General features: G+C 74.7%; 14 protein-coding genes. 7 read left to right on the top strand and 7 right to left on the bottom strand.

Annotated features, from left to right (window positions below; all coding sequences use genetic code 11):
• Positions 1-7 precede the first annotated feature (7 nt).
• Genes BLS99_RS14305 through BLS99_RS14290 form a run of 4 tightly spaced genes read right to left on the bottom strand, consistent with a single transcriptional unit; the run spans position 8 to position 4,269 of the window.
• Complete coding sequence (locus BLS99_RS14305) at positions 8-1,054, bottom strand: NAD-dependent epimerase/dehydratase family protein (RefSeq protein WP_091050775.1); 1,047 nt, start codon at positions 1,052-1,054, stop codon at positions 8-10.
• A 19-nt stretch (positions 1,055-1,073) separates the two neighbouring features.
• Entirely contained in the window at positions 1,074-2,360 is a 1,287-nt protein-coding gene (locus tag BLS99_RS14300; protein WP_091050771.1) for a hypothetical protein, read from the bottom strand.
• Positions 2,357-3,580: a sensor histidine kinase gene (locus tag BLS99_RS14295; protein ID WP_091050768.1), complete on the bottom strand. Its 1,224-nt coding sequence runs from the start codon at positions 3,578-3,580 to the stop codon at positions 2,357-2,359. Before BLS99_RS14295 ends, BLS99_RS14300 begins: the two co-directional genes overlap by 4 nt.
• Positions 3,580-4,269 (bottom strand): response regulator transcription factor, encoded by a 690-nt coding sequence (locus BLS99_RS14290; protein WP_218126501.1) that lies wholly within the window; start codon positions 4,267-4,269, stop codon positions 3,580-3,582. Before BLS99_RS14290 ends, BLS99_RS14295 begins: the two co-directional genes overlap by 1 nt.
• 113 nt (positions 4,270-4,382) lie before the next feature.
• Between BLS99_RS14290 and BLS99_RS27780 the strand changes: the two genes are divergently transcribed.
• The 4 genes from BLS99_RS27780 to BLS99_RS14270 are packed head-to-tail and all read left to right on the top strand — an operon-like array spanning position 4,383 to position 9,271.
• Positions 4,383-5,702 carry a glycosyltransferase family 2 protein gene (locus BLS99_RS27780; protein ID WP_091050761.1) on the top strand — a complete coding sequence of 440 codons (1,320 nt, stop codon included), beginning with the start codon at positions 4,383-4,385 and terminating at the stop codon, positions 5,700-5,702.
• Complete coding sequence (locus BLS99_RS14280; protein ID WP_091050757.1) at positions 5,699-6,517, top strand: MTAP family purine nucleoside phosphorylase; 819 nt, start codon at positions 5,699-5,701, stop codon at positions 6,515-6,517. Before BLS99_RS27780 ends, BLS99_RS14280 begins: the two co-directional genes overlap by 4 nt.
• Positions 6,518-6,564: 47 nt before the next feature.
• The gene (locus BLS99_RS14275; protein ID WP_091050754.1) at positions 6,565-7,716 is read left to right on the top strand and encodes a trans-sulfuration enzyme family protein; all 1,152 of its coding nucleotides are present in this window, start codon (positions 6,565-6,567) and stop codon (positions 7,714-7,716) included.
• Between the two features lie 55 nt (positions 7,717-7,771).
• Complete coding sequence (locus tag BLS99_RS14270; protein WP_091050750.1) at positions 7,772-9,271, top strand: molybdopterin-dependent oxidoreductase; 1,500 nt, start codon at positions 7,772-7,774, stop codon at positions 9,269-9,271.
• 10 nt (positions 9,272-9,281) lie between these two features.
• Here the strand turns inward: BLS99_RS14270 and BLS99_RS14265 are convergent, their stop codons facing one another.
• Positions 9,282-9,920 (bottom strand): hypothetical protein, encoded by a 639-nt coding sequence (locus tag BLS99_RS14265; protein ID WP_143034806.1) that lies wholly within the window; start codon positions 9,918-9,920, stop codon positions 9,282-9,284.
• A 175-nt stretch (positions 9,921-10,095) separates the two neighbouring features.
• Here BLS99_RS14265 and BLS99_RS14260 point away from each other — a divergent pair, with 175 nt between their 5' ends.
• The 3 genes from BLS99_RS14260 to BLS99_RS14250 all read left to right on the top strand — a co-directional run bounded on the left by BLS99_RS14260 (position 10,096) and on the right by BLS99_RS14250 (position 13,765).
• Positions 10,096-10,815, top strand: a complete 720-nt coding sequence (locus BLS99_RS14260) for a hypothetical protein (protein ID WP_091050742.1) — start codon at positions 10,096-10,098, stop codon at positions 10,813-10,815.
• A complete protein-coding gene (locus BLS99_RS14255; protein ID WP_091050739.1) occupies positions 10,812-11,501 on the top strand; it encodes a hypothetical protein in 690 nt (229 codons plus the stop codon). Before BLS99_RS14260 ends, BLS99_RS14255 begins: the two co-directional genes overlap by 4 nt.
• 143 nt (positions 11,502-11,644) lie before the next feature.
• Positions 11,645-13,765 carry an alpha/beta hydrolase-fold protein gene (locus tag BLS99_RS14250; RefSeq protein WP_091050736.1) on the top strand — a complete coding sequence of 707 codons (2,121 nt, stop codon included), beginning with the start codon at positions 11,645-11,647 and terminating at the stop codon, positions 13,763-13,765.
• A 45-nt stretch (positions 13,766-13,810) separates the two neighbouring features.
• Here BLS99_RS14250 and BLS99_RS14245 read toward each other — a convergent pair whose 3' ends face one another.
• Entirely contained in the window at positions 13,811-14,266 is a 456-nt protein-coding gene (locus tag BLS99_RS14245) for a MaoC family dehydratase (protein ID WP_091050733.1), read from the bottom strand.
• Entirely contained in the window at positions 14,263-15,729 is a 1,467-nt protein-coding gene (locus BLS99_RS14240; protein ID WP_091050729.1) for an acyl-CoA synthetase, read from the bottom strand. The genes BLS99_RS14245 and BLS99_RS14240 overlap by 4 nt, the downstream gene beginning before the upstream one ends.
• Positions 15,730-15,734: the final 5 nt, after the last annotated feature.

The following is a 15,734-nucleotide window of genomic DNA, read 5'->3' as shown; positions in this document are numbered from 1 at the left end:
CTACCGACTACTCGGGCCGGTGCTGGCGCAGAGGGTCGTGTGCGAAGGCGCGCATGCCTTCGGCGAAGTCGGTCTCGGCGGTGAAGCCGAGGGCCCGGGTGGCGAGGTCGGGGGTGGCGACGACGTGGCGGACGTCGCCGAGGCGGTATTCGCCGGTGGTGACCGGCGCGGGGGCGTCGGGGAAGCCGGCGGCGAGGGCGCGGGCCATGTCGCCGACGGTGTGCGGGTGGCCGCTGGCGATGTTGGCAGCGCCGGCCCAGTCGCTGTCGAGGGCGAGGAGGTTGGCGCGGGCCACATCGCGGACGTGGACGAAGTCGCGGGTCTGCGCCCCGTCCTCGAACACGCGCGGGGCGCGCCCGGCCTCGAAGGCGCTGCGGAAGATGCTGGCGACGCCCGCGTACGGGGTGTCGCGGGGCATGCGGGGGCCGTACACGTTGTGGTACCGCAGCGCGCAGACGGCGGCGCCGGTCTCGCGACCGTACAGGAACGACAGGTGCTCGGTGTGAACCTTGGTGGCGGCGTAGACGTTCCGGGGATCGAGCGGCGCGTCCTCGCGGACCGGCGCCCAGTCGAGCGGGACCCCGCACGTCGGGCAGGGCGGCTCGAAGCGGCCCGCGTCGAGGTCGTCGCGGCGGCGGGCGCCCGCACGGACGTCGCCGTGGACGGGGCACCGGTACCGGCCCTCGCCGTAGACGACCATCGAGGACGCGACGACCAGGCGCCCGGTGAAGGACCGCCGCCACAGGGCGCGAAGGAGGTTCGCGGTGCCGCCGTCGTTGTCGGCGACGTAGGCGGTGACGTCGTCGAAGTCCACGCCCAGGCCCACGCGCGCGGCCTGGTGGCAGACGGCGTCGACCCCCTCGACCGCGCGCCGCACGGCCGACTCGTCGCCGAGGTCGCCCACGACGAGCTCGGCCGAGGCGGGCAGGTGCTCCGGCGGCGCGTCCTGCGCGACCAGCGAGTCGAGGACCACCACCTGGTCGCCGCGCGCCGCGAGCTGCGAGGTGATCTCCCCGCCGATGAATCCGGCGCCGCCGGTCACCAGTACGCGCATCGATGTGCCTTTCTCTCGGTCACCACTGCACGCGCAGTGCGGCGGCGAGGACGACGGCGACGGCCAGTTGCAGTGCGAGCCAGGCGCGCGGGCGCGTCAGGGCGCATCCGGCCAGGAGGACCAGGGGCATGAACGGCTGCCAGATCCGCTCGGTCTCCGCCGAGGACATCCCCGAGAGGTCGGCGAGCGCCACGGCGGCCAGGCACGAGCCGACGACGATCCACATGCGGCGGTCGCGCAGGCGCGAGAGCGCGACGGCGACGGCCGGCCCGAGGGCCAGCGCGAACACCGCGAGGTTCGCGAGCAGGAAGTACCAGTACCCGCGGATCGAGGCCACGCCCGCGTAGTAGCGCACGCGCGTGGTCCGGAGCCCGTCGAGCCACCAGTACCCCCATGCCAGCGGCGCCAGCACCACCGCGGCGGCGACGGCCCCGCCCGCCAGGAGCACCCCCCAGCGCCGCCGCCGCACCGCGACCACGATCACCGGGATCGCAAGCAGCGCAGCGGAGAACGAGAGCAGGAGTGCGGCCCCCGCCAAGAGCCCGCCGCTGACGGCGAGCACCGCGGCGCGCGTCCCGGTGCGGTTCGTCGCGGGGACCAGGCAGGCGACGGCCGCGAGTGTGACGCCCGCGAAGACCAGGTCGGCGGTGTTGTGCCAGAACGCGGCCGGGGCCACGACCAGGAACGGTGCGGCGCGCCTGGTGAGCCGTTCCCCGGCGACGTCGCGGCCCGCGATGAGCGCCGCCGCGACCGCGGCCGCCACACCCAGCTGGACGACCGCGTTCTGGAAGACCAGCCCGTCGAGGCCGAGCCTGCCAGCGCCCCAGAAGAACAGGACCAGGCCGGGCGGGTGTGACTGGAAGTGGATCGGGAACTCGCCCGCGAGCTGATGCGTCGTGTACCCGGCCAGGAACGCCCCCGGGCCTCCGGCGTCGTCGATCAGGTGCGCGTGGCCCGCGTAGTGGTGGTCGAGGTCGGTCCAGGTCCGGGGGTGGGAGTGGGCGACGGTGAGCGCGAGGCTGAACAGCACGCCCGCGACCGCGGTCGCGGCCACGGTCCAGCGCCAGCGCCACCGGGCGGCGACGGCGGGCAGGACGGCGATGAGCAGGGCCCCGACCGCGACCGGGACGAGCAGCGTCGCGTCGAGGTGCCACTCCCAGCTGCCGAACAGCGGCATGGCGCCGAGCTGGTGCCGCCCTTCGGTGACGGCGAGTTTGACCTGCCCGAGGACCCAGGCGGCGGCGAGGAGGAGCGCCCACGCGCCGAGGACGAGCGCCGACCGGACGGCGGGGCGGTGCGCGGTCACCGGCGTGCCGCGGCGGGCAGGCGGACGGTGAACCGGCAGCCCGTGCTCGTGTTCGCGACGGTGACGGTGCCTGCGTGGGCCTCGATGAGGCCGCGGCTGATCGCCAGCCCCAGGCCGCCGCCGCGGTCGTCGCGGGCGCGGGCCCGGTCGCCGCGGTAGGCGATGTCGAACACGCGCGGCAGGTCGGCGGCGGGGATGCCGCCGCACTCGTCGTCGATGTGGAGGACGGCGGCGCCCGCATCGGCCGCGGCCTCGATGCGGACGGTGCCGCCGGCCGGGGTGTGGCGGATCGCGTTGTCCAGGAGGTTGTCGAGGGCGCGGCAGCATTCGCGGGCGGCCACGTCGGCCGCCGGGAGCGCGGCCAGGTGCTCGACGACTGCCACCTGCTTGAGGTCGGCGGCGGCGCTGGCCCCGGCGAGCGCGTCGGCGACGGCGTCGCGCAGGTCGACCTGCTCGCTGCCGAGCCGCAGCGACCCGCTGTTGATCCGCGAGAGTTCGAACAGGTCGTCCACGAGCGCGGTGAGCCGTTCGGCGTCGGTGCGGATCTGGGCGTGGTAGCGCTTGACGGCCGTGTCGTCGTCGACCACGCCGTCGTCGAGGGCCTCGGCCATGGCGCGGATGGTGGCGAGCGGGGCTCGCAGGTCGTGGGAGACCCAGGCGATGAGCTCGCGCCGGGAGGATTCGAGGGCGCGCTCGCGGCGCCGGGACTCCTCCAGCCGGTGCGAGACGTCGGCGAGCTCCCCGGCGAGGGCCGCGAGTTCGCCGGGCCCGGTGACGGCGGGGGCGCGGTGCCGCTCGCCGTCGATCATGGTGCGGGCGTAGGCGCCGACCTGGAGCGCGCCGGCGCCGATGTCGTCGCCGAGCTGCCAGGCGGCGCCGAACGCGACGCCGGAGGCGACGATGAGGACCACGAAGAGCAGGACGAGGTCGTGGAAGGAGATGAACATCGCGAGCGCGGCGGTGACGACGCCGGTGGCGGCCACCAGGACCGAGGAGAGGGCGACGGTCATCGTCTGGACGCGCGCGCCGCGGCCTCGCAGGCGGCGCAGGACCAGGCCGCCGACGACGCCGGCGACCGCGGAGGCGACCGCGGCGGTGGTGACGAGGACGGCGATGTCGCGCGGCGGGAAGTCGAAGGCGACCGCGAGGGCGGTGGCCGCGCCGAGGGCGACGGCCAGGATCAGGAGCGAGCCCGCGCGCCGCCGCGTCACCAGGCGCATCAGGGCTCCCACCGGTAGCCGACCCCGCGCACCGTGGTCAGGTGGCGCGGCGCGGACGCGTCGTCCTCGATCTTCTCGCGCAGGCGCCGCACGTGGACGGTGACGGTGGAGGTGTCGCCGATGCGCCACCCCCACACCGTCTCCAGCAGCTCCTCGCGGCGGAACGCGCGGCCCGGATGGGTCAGGAAGCACACGAGCAGGTCGTACTCCTTCGTGGTCAGGTCGAGCAGTGCCGCGCCGCGGCGCACGCGGTGGGCGCGGGTGTCGACGGCGACGCCGCCGCCGGTGAGGACCGCGGGGGGCGGGGCCGCCGGGGAGGCGCGGCGCAGGACGGCGCGCACGCGCGCGGCGAGCTCGCCGGGGGAGAACGGCTTGGTGACGTAGTCGTCGGCGCCGAGGTCGAGGCCGGCGATGCGGTCGGTCTCCTCGCCGCGCGCGGTCAGCATGACCACGGGGACGGCGGTGGACTGCCGCAGGCGGCGGCAGACCTCGAAGCCGTCCATGCCCGGCATCATCAGGTCGAGCACCACGAGGTCGGGCAGGGTCGTGAGGGCCCGTTCCAGGCCCGTGGGCCCGTCGGGGGCGTAGTCGACGTCGAAGCCGTCGCGGCGCAGGTAGCGCGCGACCACCTCCGCGAGCGCGGGGTCGTCGTCGACGACCAGCACGCGGGGGTCGGCTCCGGAGTCCATGTGACCACGATGCCCGATCGCGCCGCCGTTCGCCATCGGACCTGCCGAGACTTTCGCGAACCGTAAGATTCGTCCGGGCCTGGAGCGGCCGCGCCGTCAGTAGCATCGGCCGCATGCAGCGGACTCATCTCCTCGTCATGGCGAAGGCCCCGGTCCCGGGCCGGGTCAAGACCAGGCTCTCACCGCCGCTCTCCCCCGGGGAGGCGGCCGCGGTCGCGGAGGCGGCGCTCGCCGACACGCTGGAGGCGGTGGCCGCCTGCGGCGCCGACCGGCTGCTCCTGGCGCTGGACGGGGACCCGGGGCCGTGGCTGCCGGAGGGGTTCACCGTGATCGCGCAGTCCGGCGGCGGCTTCAACGAGCGGCTGGCCGCGGCCTGGTCGCGGGTCGAGGGGCCCTGCCTCCAGATCGGCATGGACACCCCGCAGGCGAGCGCCGGTCTGCTCGGCGCGTCGCTCGCGGTGGTCGCCGAGGAGGGCCGGGAGGCCGCGCTCGGCATGGCCGAGGACGGCGGCTGGTGGGCGCTGGGCCTGGCCCGGCCGCACCCGGGCGCGTTCGCGGGCGTGCCGATGAGCCGCGGCGACACCGGCCTCATGCAGCGCAAGCGGCTCGAAGCGCTCGGCCTCACCGTCGCCGACCTGCCGGTGCTGCGCGACCTCGACGACGCCGAGGACGCCCGCGCGATCGCCGCGGACGCCCCGCGCACCCGCACCGCGCGCACCGTCCTCCCGCTGCTCGGGGCCGCGGGCGCGCCGCTGGTCGACGTGGTCCTGCCGGTCCTCGACGAGCGCGGGGCCCTGCCGTGGGTGCTGGAGCGGATGCCGAAGGGGTACCGGCCGATCGTGGTCGACAACGGCTCGACCGACGGGTCGGCGGAGGTCGCCGCCGGGCTCGGCGCCCGGGTCGTGGCCGAGCCCCGGCGCGGCTTCGGGGCCGCCTGCTTCGCCGGACTCGCCGCCGCGACGGCCCCGGTCGTCGCGTTCATGGACTGCGACGCCTCCCTCGACCCCGCGGACCTGGTCGCGGTGTGCGGCCCGGTCCTCGCCGGCGACGCCGACCTCTCGCTCGGGGCGAGGGACGCCGCGGCCGGTGCGATGCCGCTGCACGGGCGCCTCGCGAACCGCTACCTCGCCGGCCGGGTCCGGCGCCTGTGCGGCGCGCGCGTCAGCGACATCGGCCCCATGCGCGCGGCCCGGCGGACGGCGCTGCTGGGCCTGGGCGTCACCGACCGGCGCTCGGGCTGGCCGCTCGAGATGGTCCTGCGCGCCGGGCTCGACGGCTGGCGCATCGCCGAGACGCCGGTCCCGTACCGCCCCCGCATCGGCAGGAGCAAGGTGACCGGCACCGTCGCGGGCACGTTCCGCGCGGTGGGGGACATGCGGTCGCAGCTCGCCCGCGCCGCAGCCGCCGCGCGAACGACGAGGAGCCGGACATGAGCGAACGCAACCGATCCCGGGCCGACGTCGGGATCTTCGGCGGCTCGGGGTTCTACACCCTCGCCGAGCAGGCCGAGACCGTCGAGGTCGCCACTCCTTGGGGGCCGCCGTCGGGCCCGGTGTCGATCGTGGAGCGCTCCGGGCTGCGCGTGGCGTTCCTGCCCCGCCACGGCCCCGGCCACCGGCTCCCGCCGCACCGGGTCAACTACCGCGCCAACGTGGACGCCATGCGCCGGCTCGGTGTGCGCGCCCTCCTGTCCCCGTTCGCCGCCGGGTCGCTGCGGCCCGAGATCCGGCCCGGTGAGTTCGTCGTGTGCGACCAGCTCGTCGACCGCACCTGGGGGCGCGAGTCCACGTTCCACGACGAGTTCGCGGACGGCCCGGTGCACGTGCCGTTCGCCGAGCCCTACGACCCGGCCCTGCGGCGGATCATGCTGGAGGCGGCGGCCGCGACCGGCGTGACCGCGCACGACGGCGGCACCGTCGTGGTCGTCAACGGCCCGCGCTTCTCCACCCGGGCCGAGTCCCGGTGGCACCGCGACGCCGGAGGGCACGTGGTCAACATGACGCAGTCCCCGGAGGCGCCGCTCGCGGCCGAGGCCGGCATCCCCTTCGCCGGGATCGCGCTCGTGACCGACTACGACGCGGGGCTCGACGAGGACCCGGACGTCGAGGCCGTCAGCCAGGAGGCCGTGTTCGCCGTCTTCGAGGCGAACCTCCACAAGGTCCGGGAGCTCATCGACGCGTCGCTGCCCGCGCTCGCCGCGGCCCTGGGCCCGGCGGGGCCGGGCGCCGGGACCGTAAGCGAAAGTTAAGGACGAATCGTTGAACCGCGGACGCCGCCGCCCGTAGCCTCTGCCAGATGAGCGACCAGCGAACCCGGTTCGAGACCCTGTCGGTGCACGGCGGTGAGCCGCGGCCCGCCGCGGGCGGCTCGGTGGTGTTCCCGATCCACCAGGGCACCGTCTTCGAGGACGCCCCCGGCGGCGGCGTCCGCTACATCCGGCTCGGCACGAACCCGACGCAGCGCCACCTGCACCGCAGGCTCGCGGCCCTCGAAGGCGCCGAGGACGCCGTCGCCACCGCCTCGGGCATGGCCGCGATCAGCACCGCCCTCCACAGCGTCCTCGACGCCGGGGACCACCTCATCGCCGCCGGCTCGTTCTACGGCGGCACGCACCGGTTCCTCGCCGAGCACGCCGCCCACCTGGGCTGGACCTACGACCTGGTCGACCCCGCTGACCCGCGGGCCTGGCGGGAGGCGCTGCGGCCCGCGACGACCGCGTTCCTGACCGAGACGATCACCAACCCGCACCTGCGCGTGGGCGACCTCGCCGGTGCGGCCCGCTTCGCGCGCGAGCACGGCCTGGCCTCCGTCATCGACAACACGTTCGCGACACCGGTGGTCTTCCGCCCCCACTCCGTCGGCTTCGACCTGGTGTGCCACTCGGCGACCAAGGCGCTCAACGGCCACTCCGACATCGCCGCGGGGGCCGTGACCGGCTCGGCCGCGCGCATCGCGCGCGTCGCCTCCGCCATGGGCGCCTACGGGTGCAGCCTCGACCCGCACGCGGCGTTCCTGCTCTCGCGCGGGATCAAGACCCTCGCCCTCCGGGTGCGCCAGCAGAACGCGAACGCCGCGGCCGTCGCGGCCTTCCTCGCCGGGCACGCGGCCGTCGCCCAGGTGAACTACCCGGGGCTGGCCTCGCACCCCGACCACGCGCGCGCCGCCGCCCTCTTCGACGGGTTCGGGTCGGTCCTGTCCTTCCGGCCCGCGGGCGGCGCCGCGGCCGCCGCGGCGCTGGTCGAGTCGATGCGCGTGGCGTACGCGGCCTCGAGCCTGGGTGGGGTGGAGTCCCTGGTGACGCACCTGGCCGCCGGGATCCACGCGGGGTCGCACGAGACCCCCGGCATCCCGCCTGACCTGGTGCGGTTCTCGGCCGGGATCGAGTCGCCCGAGGACCTCATCGCCGACCTCGCGCAGGCCCTCGACGGCCTCCCCGCCGTTGTTTAGCGGAACGTAAGCTCCACCGCCGGTCGCGGGCGCGCCCGCGCGCGAGAATGGTGGGGTGAACACGACGCAACCCGCTTCACCGCGCGCCTGGGCCGTCGCCGGCCTCGTCGCCACCCTCGCCGGGCTGGCGCTCGGCCACCTGGCCGCCGCGTTCTTCGAACCGCGGTCCGCGCCGCTGTCGGCGCTGAGCGACGCGGTGATCGCCGTCGTCCCGCTCTCGGTCTCGCACTGGTTCATCGAACTCGTCGGCACCGCCGACAAGCCGCTGCTCATCGCGGGACTCGCGATCGGCACGGCGGTGGTCGGCGGGGCGATCGGCCGCCTGCGGCGCACCCGCCCCTGGCCCGCACGCGCCGCGATCGTCCTCTTCGGACTCATCGGTGCCGCGGCGGCCCTCACCCGGCCCGGCCTCGGCCTCGCGGCGGCGGTGCCCTCGCTCATCGCCGCGGCCGCCGCGCTCGTCTCGCTGGAGTGGTGGTCGCGGCGCCGCTCCGAGGACGCGAGCCGCCGCGGATTCCTGATGGTCCTCGGCGGCGTCGGCGCCGCCGCGCTCGGCGCCTCCTGGTGGGCCGCCCGGTCCGGCCCGGCGGGCATCGAGGCCCAGCGCGACGCCCTCACCCTCCCCGAACCGGACGCGCCCGTGGTCGAACCCGGCCCGGTCGCCGACTTCGAGGTCGAGGGCCTGAGCCCCTACCGGGTCCCGAACGGGGACTTCTACCGCATCGACACCGCGATCACCGTGCCGCGCATCGACGTCGACACCTGGTCGCTGCGCGTCCACGGCATGGTCGACCGGGAGCTGACCTTCAGCTTCGACGACCTGCTCGGCCGCGAGCTCATCGAACGCGACATCACCCTCGCGTGCGTCTCGAACCAGGTCGGCGGCGACCTCGTCGGCAACGCCCGCTGGCTCGGCGTCTCCCTCGCCGACCTCCTCGCCGAGGCCGGGCCCGACCCGGCCGCCGACCAGCTCGTGTCCCGCTCGACCGACGGCTGGACCGCCGGGACCCCCACCGAACTCGTCTTCGACGGCCGCGACGCCCTCATCGCCATCGGCATGAACGGCGCCCCGCTCCCGATCGACCACGGCTGGCCGGTGCGCCTGGTCATCCCCGGCCTGTACGGGTACGTCTCGGCCACCAAGTGGCTCACCGAACTCGAACTGTCCACGTTCGACTCCTACAACGCGTACTGGATCACCCGCGGCTGGTCCACCCCGCGCCCCATCAAGACCCAGTCGCGCATCGACACCCCGCGCAGCAAGGCCAGCAGCGGCACGGTCGTCGTCGCGGGCGTCGCCTGGGCCCAGCACCGCGGCATCAGCGCCGTCGAACTGCGCGTCGACGACGACCCGTGGGTCCCCTGCGAACTGTCCGACGTGTCCACCGGCGACACCTGGCGGCAGTGGAAGTACGAGTGGGACGCCGACGGCGGCGAGCACACGCTCACCGTCCGCGCCACCGACGGCGAGGGCGAAGTGCAGACCAGCGTCGAACAGGGCGTCATCCCCGACGGCGCCACCGGCCTCCACAGCGTCACCGTCACCGTCGGCTGAGCGCCGCGCGTCAATCGAAGGCGCAGCACTCCAGCATGCCGTCGCCGAAGTGCCGCAGGAGGACGTCGCGGAGCGGCCCGTGGGGGCGGGTGGGGCCGTTCTTGGCGTACGTGGCGAAGACCGTGCGCACCGCGTGCTCGGTCATGACGACCGGGTCGAGGTCGAAGTTCGGCCCGTCCGGGCCCATGAAGTCGGGGTTGTCCCGCTCGTCCCGCAGCGCCGTCGGTTCGGCCAGGGAGTAGAGCGCCGCCTCAGGGTCGCTCACGTCCCCGTACACCTCGGCCATCCCGGGGTTGCCGAAATCGAGGCCGGGGAAGTAGACGGCGACGTCCCCGCAGTCGGCCGGCAGCGCGGCCAGCGCCGCGGCCGCTTCGCGGGAGCCGGTGCCGAAGGCCCGGAAGGTCATGACCTCCCGGTACGTCTCGACGGTGGTGCCGAGCAGTCCCTCGCGCGCCTGCTCGCGGAAGGCGTCGGCGGCCTGGTTCCCGATGGCGATCGGCGCGGCCGAGTCGAGCCGGCCGGTGACCAGCACCCACCGCTGCCGCGTCACGCGCTCGTCGAGCAGGTCGGCGCACAGCCGCGCGAAGCGGTCGAGCGGCATCCGGACCGGCTCGGCGGGCGCGACCCACATGTGCTCCCAAACGCCCATCAGGGACCCCGTTCCATCGTCGTGATTCGAGCAGGTCCCCATTCTGCCGACCCGCGTCCAACGGCGGCCACGCGATGCGCCTCGGCGGCCGCTGGTTCCCGCCCGCTACGGTCCTCCTGTACGGGGCCTGGGTCGCCCGGAGCCGGCCCGTCGCCGCCGAGATCGAGGAAGTCCGATGCCCAAGGCCGCCGCCATCCAGCCCAACGAATGGGCGACGATCCACGACAACTTCACCCCCTTCGACATCGGGGCGCTCAACCGGGTCGTGCTCGACTACGCGCACGTGGAGCTGACCCTGGCGAGGCGCTGGTACCGGCGCACGGCCCTGGGGAAGACCGTGGCCGGGCTCGGCTACACCCTCACGATCATCAGCCTGTGCGCGGCCGTGGCACTGGGCATCTTCATGCTCACCGGCGCCATCGACAACGAGGCGCTGCTCCCGGTGGCGTGGGCGGGCGCCGGGCTGTCCGCCTGCGCGGTCCTCGGCTTCTTCGTGCCGTGGCTGCTGACGCCGCACCGGCAGTGGAATCGGACCCTGCACGGCATCGCGGTGATGATCCTCGTGATCGCGACGCTGTCCCTCGGGGCGGCGCTCTTCCGCACCTGGGAGTCCGCCTCGAACGCGGTGCTGGCCGTGCCGTTCCTCCTGTTGATCGCGTTCGCGGTCGCCGTCATCGTCGTCCACGTCCGACTGCGGGCCACCGAGAAGCCCCCGGCGGTCGACGTCGCGTCGCTGACGCCGGACGACATCGAGATCCTCCGGAAGGTCCGGCAGCGGGCGCTGAGGATCCTGCGGTCCCGGAACGTCGTGGCGTACAAGGACTTCAACGAGTACGACAGTGCTTCTTTCGACAGTGCCCCCTTCGACAGTGCCCCTTCCGACAGCGGCTCATGACGACGACCGGCGACGACGAGGCGGACTGGGCCCGCCGGATCGGCTACACCCGTGGGCTCACCAGTGCCGATCCGGGTGAGCGGGCGATCGCGCTCGCCGGTCTCGCCGCCGCGCGTGCAGGTGTCGATGCGGCGCTCACGCGCTTCAACGAAGACTGGTTCCGGGCAAGGGATCTCGGCCGTCTCCCGCAGTGGTACGACGAACCGGAGACGCGCCGGTTGATCACCGTCCACTCCGAGGCCAGGCGCCGCGCCTTCCCTGATGCCCTGTGGGGCCGCCCCCGCGGCCCGCTCACCGACTGGCCCGGCCTGCCCTACGCACTCGGATACCTGGAATGGGAGGCCCGGTTCCCCCGGGAATGGACGCTCCACGCCAAGAAATGGGGCACCAAGCAGGACCTCATCCGCGACCTCGCCGGAGACGATCATCGCGGGCCGGTGCGCGCCAGGCTCGTCCGACTGGTCATCGCCGCGGTGTCGCGCGCCTACCGATGCAAGGACCGCGAGTACGTCCGCGTCGCCCGCGCCGTCGACGGCGACGACCTCCGCTCCGGCCTCGTCATGGCCGTGGACTCGGAGAACCCTTGGGCGCGAGTGCATGCCGGCTACGTCCTGTGGCTCCTGGACGACCCCGACCTCCCCAACTCCCGCCGGACCTGGCAGACCTGGTGCGAACGGTCCGCGTGACGCCCGAACGGAAGCCGCAGGTCGGGGTTCGGCGACGCGCTGGCCCTTGACATCGGTTTATCGGTATATGAGCCTGGTACTGACGTTCGCACCGGCCGCCCCTCCCGGCCGGTCGTGCAGCATCGGACCAGAGGAGGAACTCCATGATCGAGCCCCGACCACGCCACGCGGCACCACCGGACCGCTTCGCAGCGGCGAGCCCTGACCCGTGGGTCGCCCCGGCCCCCGACGACCCGGTCGGCGGCGTGTACCGGTTCGCCGTGCCCGCCGCGGCCGTGAGCGAGGCGCCCGGCGGCCGGGACGGCCAGGTCGCCGTCCAAGGCGACTTCGGGCCCGGCCGGACCTGGACCGAGTTCAACGCCGACGGCGAGGGCGACCGCGCCGCCACCGTCGGCCCGCTCGAACCCGGCGTGTACACCTACCGGTTCGTCGTGCGCCCGACCCCGGACGCCGAGGCCGTCGCGATCCGCCGCTCCGAGAACAGCCGTGAGACGACCGCGGATCTCGACACCCTGTTCGTCCCCGGCCCCGGCGCGGCATGGCTCGCCGACGCCCCTGACGGCGGCGAACTTGCCGTACTCCGGTACGGCACCGGTGAAGCGCTCGTGTGGACCCCGCCAGGCTACGACCCCGACCGCCCCGAGCCCTACCCCGCGCTCTACCTCCTCCCGGACGAGGGCCGGAGCCATCGGGACTGGGCGGGACCGGGCCGCCTCAAGCAGATCCTCGACCGGCTCGTGCTCGACGGCGACGCCGAGCCGATGGTGGTCGTGGCGGCCGGCGACCTCGCCGTGCAGGACCTCGTCCAGGGGCTCGTGCCCGCCGCCGAGGCCGCCTACCGCGTCTCGCCCGCACCGGCCGACCGCGCGGTCGCCGGCATCGGCCGCGGCGCGGGCACGGCGCTCGCATCGTTCCTCGCGGCATCGGGAACGTTCACGAGCGTCGGTGTCCTCTCCGGCGGCCTCGACCGCCCGATCGGCCCCGCCGAGGCGCGCGAGCTCAACGCCGCCAACATGATCCGCGTCTACGGCGGCAACGTCACCGACCCCGCCTACGACGACCTCGTCGCCCTGGAGGCCGCGCTCGCCGCCGCGGGCGTCGCGTTCGAGTCCGACGGGGCGCACCCCCGCGCCGGCGGCACCTGGGAGACCTGGCGGAGCGCCCTGCGCGACTTCGCGCAGCGCCTGTTCCGGCCCGTCGCCGACCGCGGCCCGAGCGAGGGCCACCGCCCCTTCACCGCGCACGAGCCGCCCGCACCAGGCACGGCCCCCACCCCGTGGATCGACGCGGACGGCGTCGCCACCTTCGAAGCCGGCCCCGAGTTCGCCGCCGCCTCGCGCGTCGCCGTCTGGGGCAACTTCGGCCCCGCCGGAAGCTGGCCCCGCACGCCCATGACCCGGCGGCCCGACGGCACATGGCGCCTGACGATGCCCCTCCAAGGCGGCTCGTACCACTACAAGTTCGAGGTCGACGGCGTCGAACGCAAGGACCCGAACAACCCCGCCTCCGTGCACTCCGAACCCGCCTGGAGCACCTTCGCCGTCCCCGGCGACACCCTCCGGGGCCGCTACACCGTCCCGGCCCCCGCCGCCGAGCGCGGCGAGGCGAGCGTCCTGGCCTACACCAGCACCGCCGGCGAGGCGGAGCGATCGGCCTTCGTGTGGACGCCCCCGGACTACGACCCGCACCGCGCCGAGGCGTACCCCGTGCTCTACCTCCAGCACGGCGGCGGCCAGACGTGGACCGACTGGATCGAGGTCGGCCACGCCGACCGCATCCTCGACCACCACCACCGCCAGGGCGCCGTCGTGCCCATGGTCGTGGTCATGGCGAACGGCAACGGGGTCGACTTCCCGACCGAGCTGACCGCGCGCATCGCCCCGGCCGCCGAGGCCCGGCTCCATGTGAGCGCGGACCCGCGGCGGCGCGCGCTGGCGGGCCTGTCGATGGGTTCGGGCCACACGCTCAGCACCCTGTGGGCCCATCCCGGCGCGTTCGCCTACATCGGCGCGATGTCGGCGTTCGGCGGCCCGCCGGAGGGCACCGACATCGACGCCGTCAACGCCGGCACCGCGCTCATCCGCGTGTACACCGGTGACAGCCAGGACTTCACGTACAAGCCGACGCTCGACCTGATCGCGGCGATGGAGCGCAGCGGCATCGCGCACGAGTTCGCGCCGGTCATCCCCGGCCCGCACGGCTGGGACGTCTGGCAGCAGGCGCTGATCGACTTCCTGCCGCGCCTGTTCACCGCGGAGCGGTAGCGCCGGGCCGTCCGGGACCGAACCCGGTCCCGGACGGCCGCTCCCTCAGCGGTAGTAGCGGTAGACGGCCTGCGCCGCGCACGCCGGTTTCGCGCCGTCCTCGATCTCCACGGTGAAGTCGAGGGTGAGCTGCGCGCCGCCCGCGACCTCCTCAGCCGCGGCGACGGCGGCGTGGAGCCGCACGCGCTCGCCTACGCGCACCGGGGCGGGGAAGCGGACCCGGTTGAGCCCGTAGTTGACGCTCGCGGTGACGCCGCCGATCTCCAAGAGCTCGTTGAACATCGGTATGACCAGTGACAGCGTGAGGTAGCCGTGGGCGATGGCGGCGCCGAAGGGCCCGGCGGCGGCGCGCACGGGGTCGGTGTGGATCCACTGGTGGTCGTCGGTGGCGTCGGCGAAGCCGTCCACCCGGTCCTGGGCGATCTCGCGCCAGCCGGTGCGGCCGAGGTCAGTCCCGCCCAAGGCGGCGATCTCCTCGATGCCGTTGACTCGTCTGCTCATCGGTGTTCCTCTCGCAGTGCGCGCCGGATGATCTTGCCGGTGGGGGAGCGGGGCAGTCCGGCGGTGAAGACCACGGACTTCGGGATCTTGTACCCGGCGAGCCTGCCCCGCAGGAACGCCAGGAGCTCGGCGCCGTCCACCGGCTCGGCCGCGACGACGATCGCGCGGCCGACCTCGCCCCAGGTCGGGTCCGGGACGCCGATGACCGCGCAGTCGGCGACGGCGGGGTGGCCGCCGAGCGCGGCCTCGACCTCGGCGGGGGAGACGTTCTCGCCGCCGGAGATGAACACGTCCTTCGCCCGATCCAGGATGGACACGAAGCCGTCGGCGTCGGCGGAGGCGATGTCGCCGGTGCGGAACCAGCCGTCGGCGAACGCGGCGGCGGTGTCCTCGGGGCGGTCCCAGTACTCGCGCATCACGTTGGGGCCGTGCACGACCACCTCGCCGCGCTCGCCGGGCCCGACGGGGCGCGCCGCCGCGTCGACGATGCCGACGTCGGTGAAGAAGTGCGGGACGCCGGCCGTCCCGGCCTTGCGGGCGCTGTCCTCCCCGGCCAGGAACAGCACCCCCGGGGACGCCTCGGTCATGCCGTACCCCTGGCTGAAGACGACGCCCCGCTCCAGGTACGCCGCGATCGTCGCCGCCGGCACCGGGGCGCCGCCGCAGCTGACCCGCCGCAGGCTCGACAGGTCGGCGTCCGCCCAGGCCGCCGAGCGCGCGATCGCCGCGAACATGACCGGGACGCCGAACATGTAGGTGACGCGCAGGGACCGGACCAGCTTCAACGTGCGCTCGGGGTCGAAGGCGGGCTCCAGGACCACCGTCCCTCCTTTGAGGAGCGTCGGCAGGCAGGTCATGTTGAGGCCCGCGGTGTGGAACAGCGGGGCCGTGCACAGGGTGGTCTCGTCGGAGGCGAGGTCGATGTCGACGAGGACGTTGAACGCGTTCCAGGTGAGGTTGCCGTGGGTGAGCAGCGCGCCCTTGGGCCGGCCGGTCGTGCCCGAGGTGTACATGATGACGCACGGGTCGTCGAGCCCCACGGCCTCGTCGATCGGCTCGCCTGGCGCACCGGCCAGCAGGTCCTCGTACTCGGGCCCGACCATGACCGTGCGCCCCGCGGGCGGGGCGGGGAGCGCGGGGTCGCGCAGGAGCACCGCGGCCCCCGAGTCGTGGAGGCAGTGCCGGAGCTCGGGCGGGGCCAGGCGGGTGTTGAGCGGGACGAAGACCGCGCCGAGCACGCCGGTGGCGAACAGCGCCTCCAGGAACGCGTGATGATTGGGTCCGAGGTAGGCCACCCGGTCGCCGCGGCGGACGCCGAGGCCCCGCAGGGCGCGGGCGAGGCGGTGCACGCGTTCGTGCAGCTCGGCGTAGGTGAACCGGCCGCCGGGGTCGAGGACGGCGGTCTTGTGCGGGGTCTTGCGGGCCCGGCGTGCCGTCCAGGACCCGATGCCGAAGTCGCGCATGGGCT

Source organism: Glycomyces sambucus (assembly GCF_900102815.1).
In the GTDB taxonomy this organism is placed as follows: Bacteria; Actinomycetota; Actinomycetes; order Mycobacteriales; family Micromonosporaceae; genus Glycomyces; species Glycomyces sambucus.
This window is presented reverse-complemented; position numbering and strand designations above follow the sequence as displayed.

Coding starts and splice junctions, on each gene's coding strand:
- BLS99_RS14245 (WP_091050733.1), bottom strand. CDS start 14,266: ATGAGCAGACGAGTCAACGGCATCGAGGAGATCGCCGCCTTGGGCGGG.
- BLS99_RS14255 (WP_091050739.1), top strand. CDS start 10,812: ATGACGACGACCGGCGACGACGAGGCGGACTGGGCCCGCCGGATCGGC.
- BLS99_RS14265 (WP_143034806.1), bottom strand. CDS start 9,920: ATGGGCGTTTGGGAGCACATGTGGGTCGCGCCCGCCGAGCCGGTCCGG.
- BLS99_RS14260 (WP_091050742.1), top strand. CDS start 10,096: ATGCCCAAGGCCGCCGCCATCCAGCCCAACGAATGGGCGACGATCCAC.
- BLS99_RS14290 (WP_218126501.1), bottom strand. CDS start 4,269: ATGGACTCCGGAGCCGACCCCCGCGTGCTGGTCGTCGACGACGACCCC.
- BLS99_RS14250 (WP_091050736.1), top strand. CDS start 11,645: ATGATCGAGCCCCGACCACGCCACGCGGCACCACCGGACCGCTTCGCA.
- BLS99_RS14240 (WP_091050729.1), bottom strand. CDS start 15,729: ATGCGCGACTTCGGCATCGGGTCCTGGACGGCACGCCGGGCCCGCAAG.
- BLS99_RS14280 (WP_091050757.1), top strand. CDS start 5,699: ATGAGCGAACGCAACCGATCCCGGGCCGACGTCGGGATCTTCGGCGGC.
- BLS99_RS27780 (WP_091050761.1), top strand. CDS start 4,383: ATGCAGCGGACTCATCTCCTCGTCATGGCGAAGGCCCCGGTCCCGGGC.
- BLS99_RS14295 (WP_091050768.1), bottom strand. CDS start 3,580: ATGCGCCTGGTGACGCGGCGGCGCGCGGGCTCGCTCCTGATCCTGGCC.
- BLS99_RS14305 (WP_091050775.1), bottom strand. CDS start 1,054: ATGCGCGTACTGGTGACCGGCGGCGCCGGATTCATCGGCGGGGAGATC.
- BLS99_RS14275 (WP_091050754.1), top strand. CDS start 6,565: ATGAGCGACCAGCGAACCCGGTTCGAGACCCTGTCGGTGCACGGCGGT.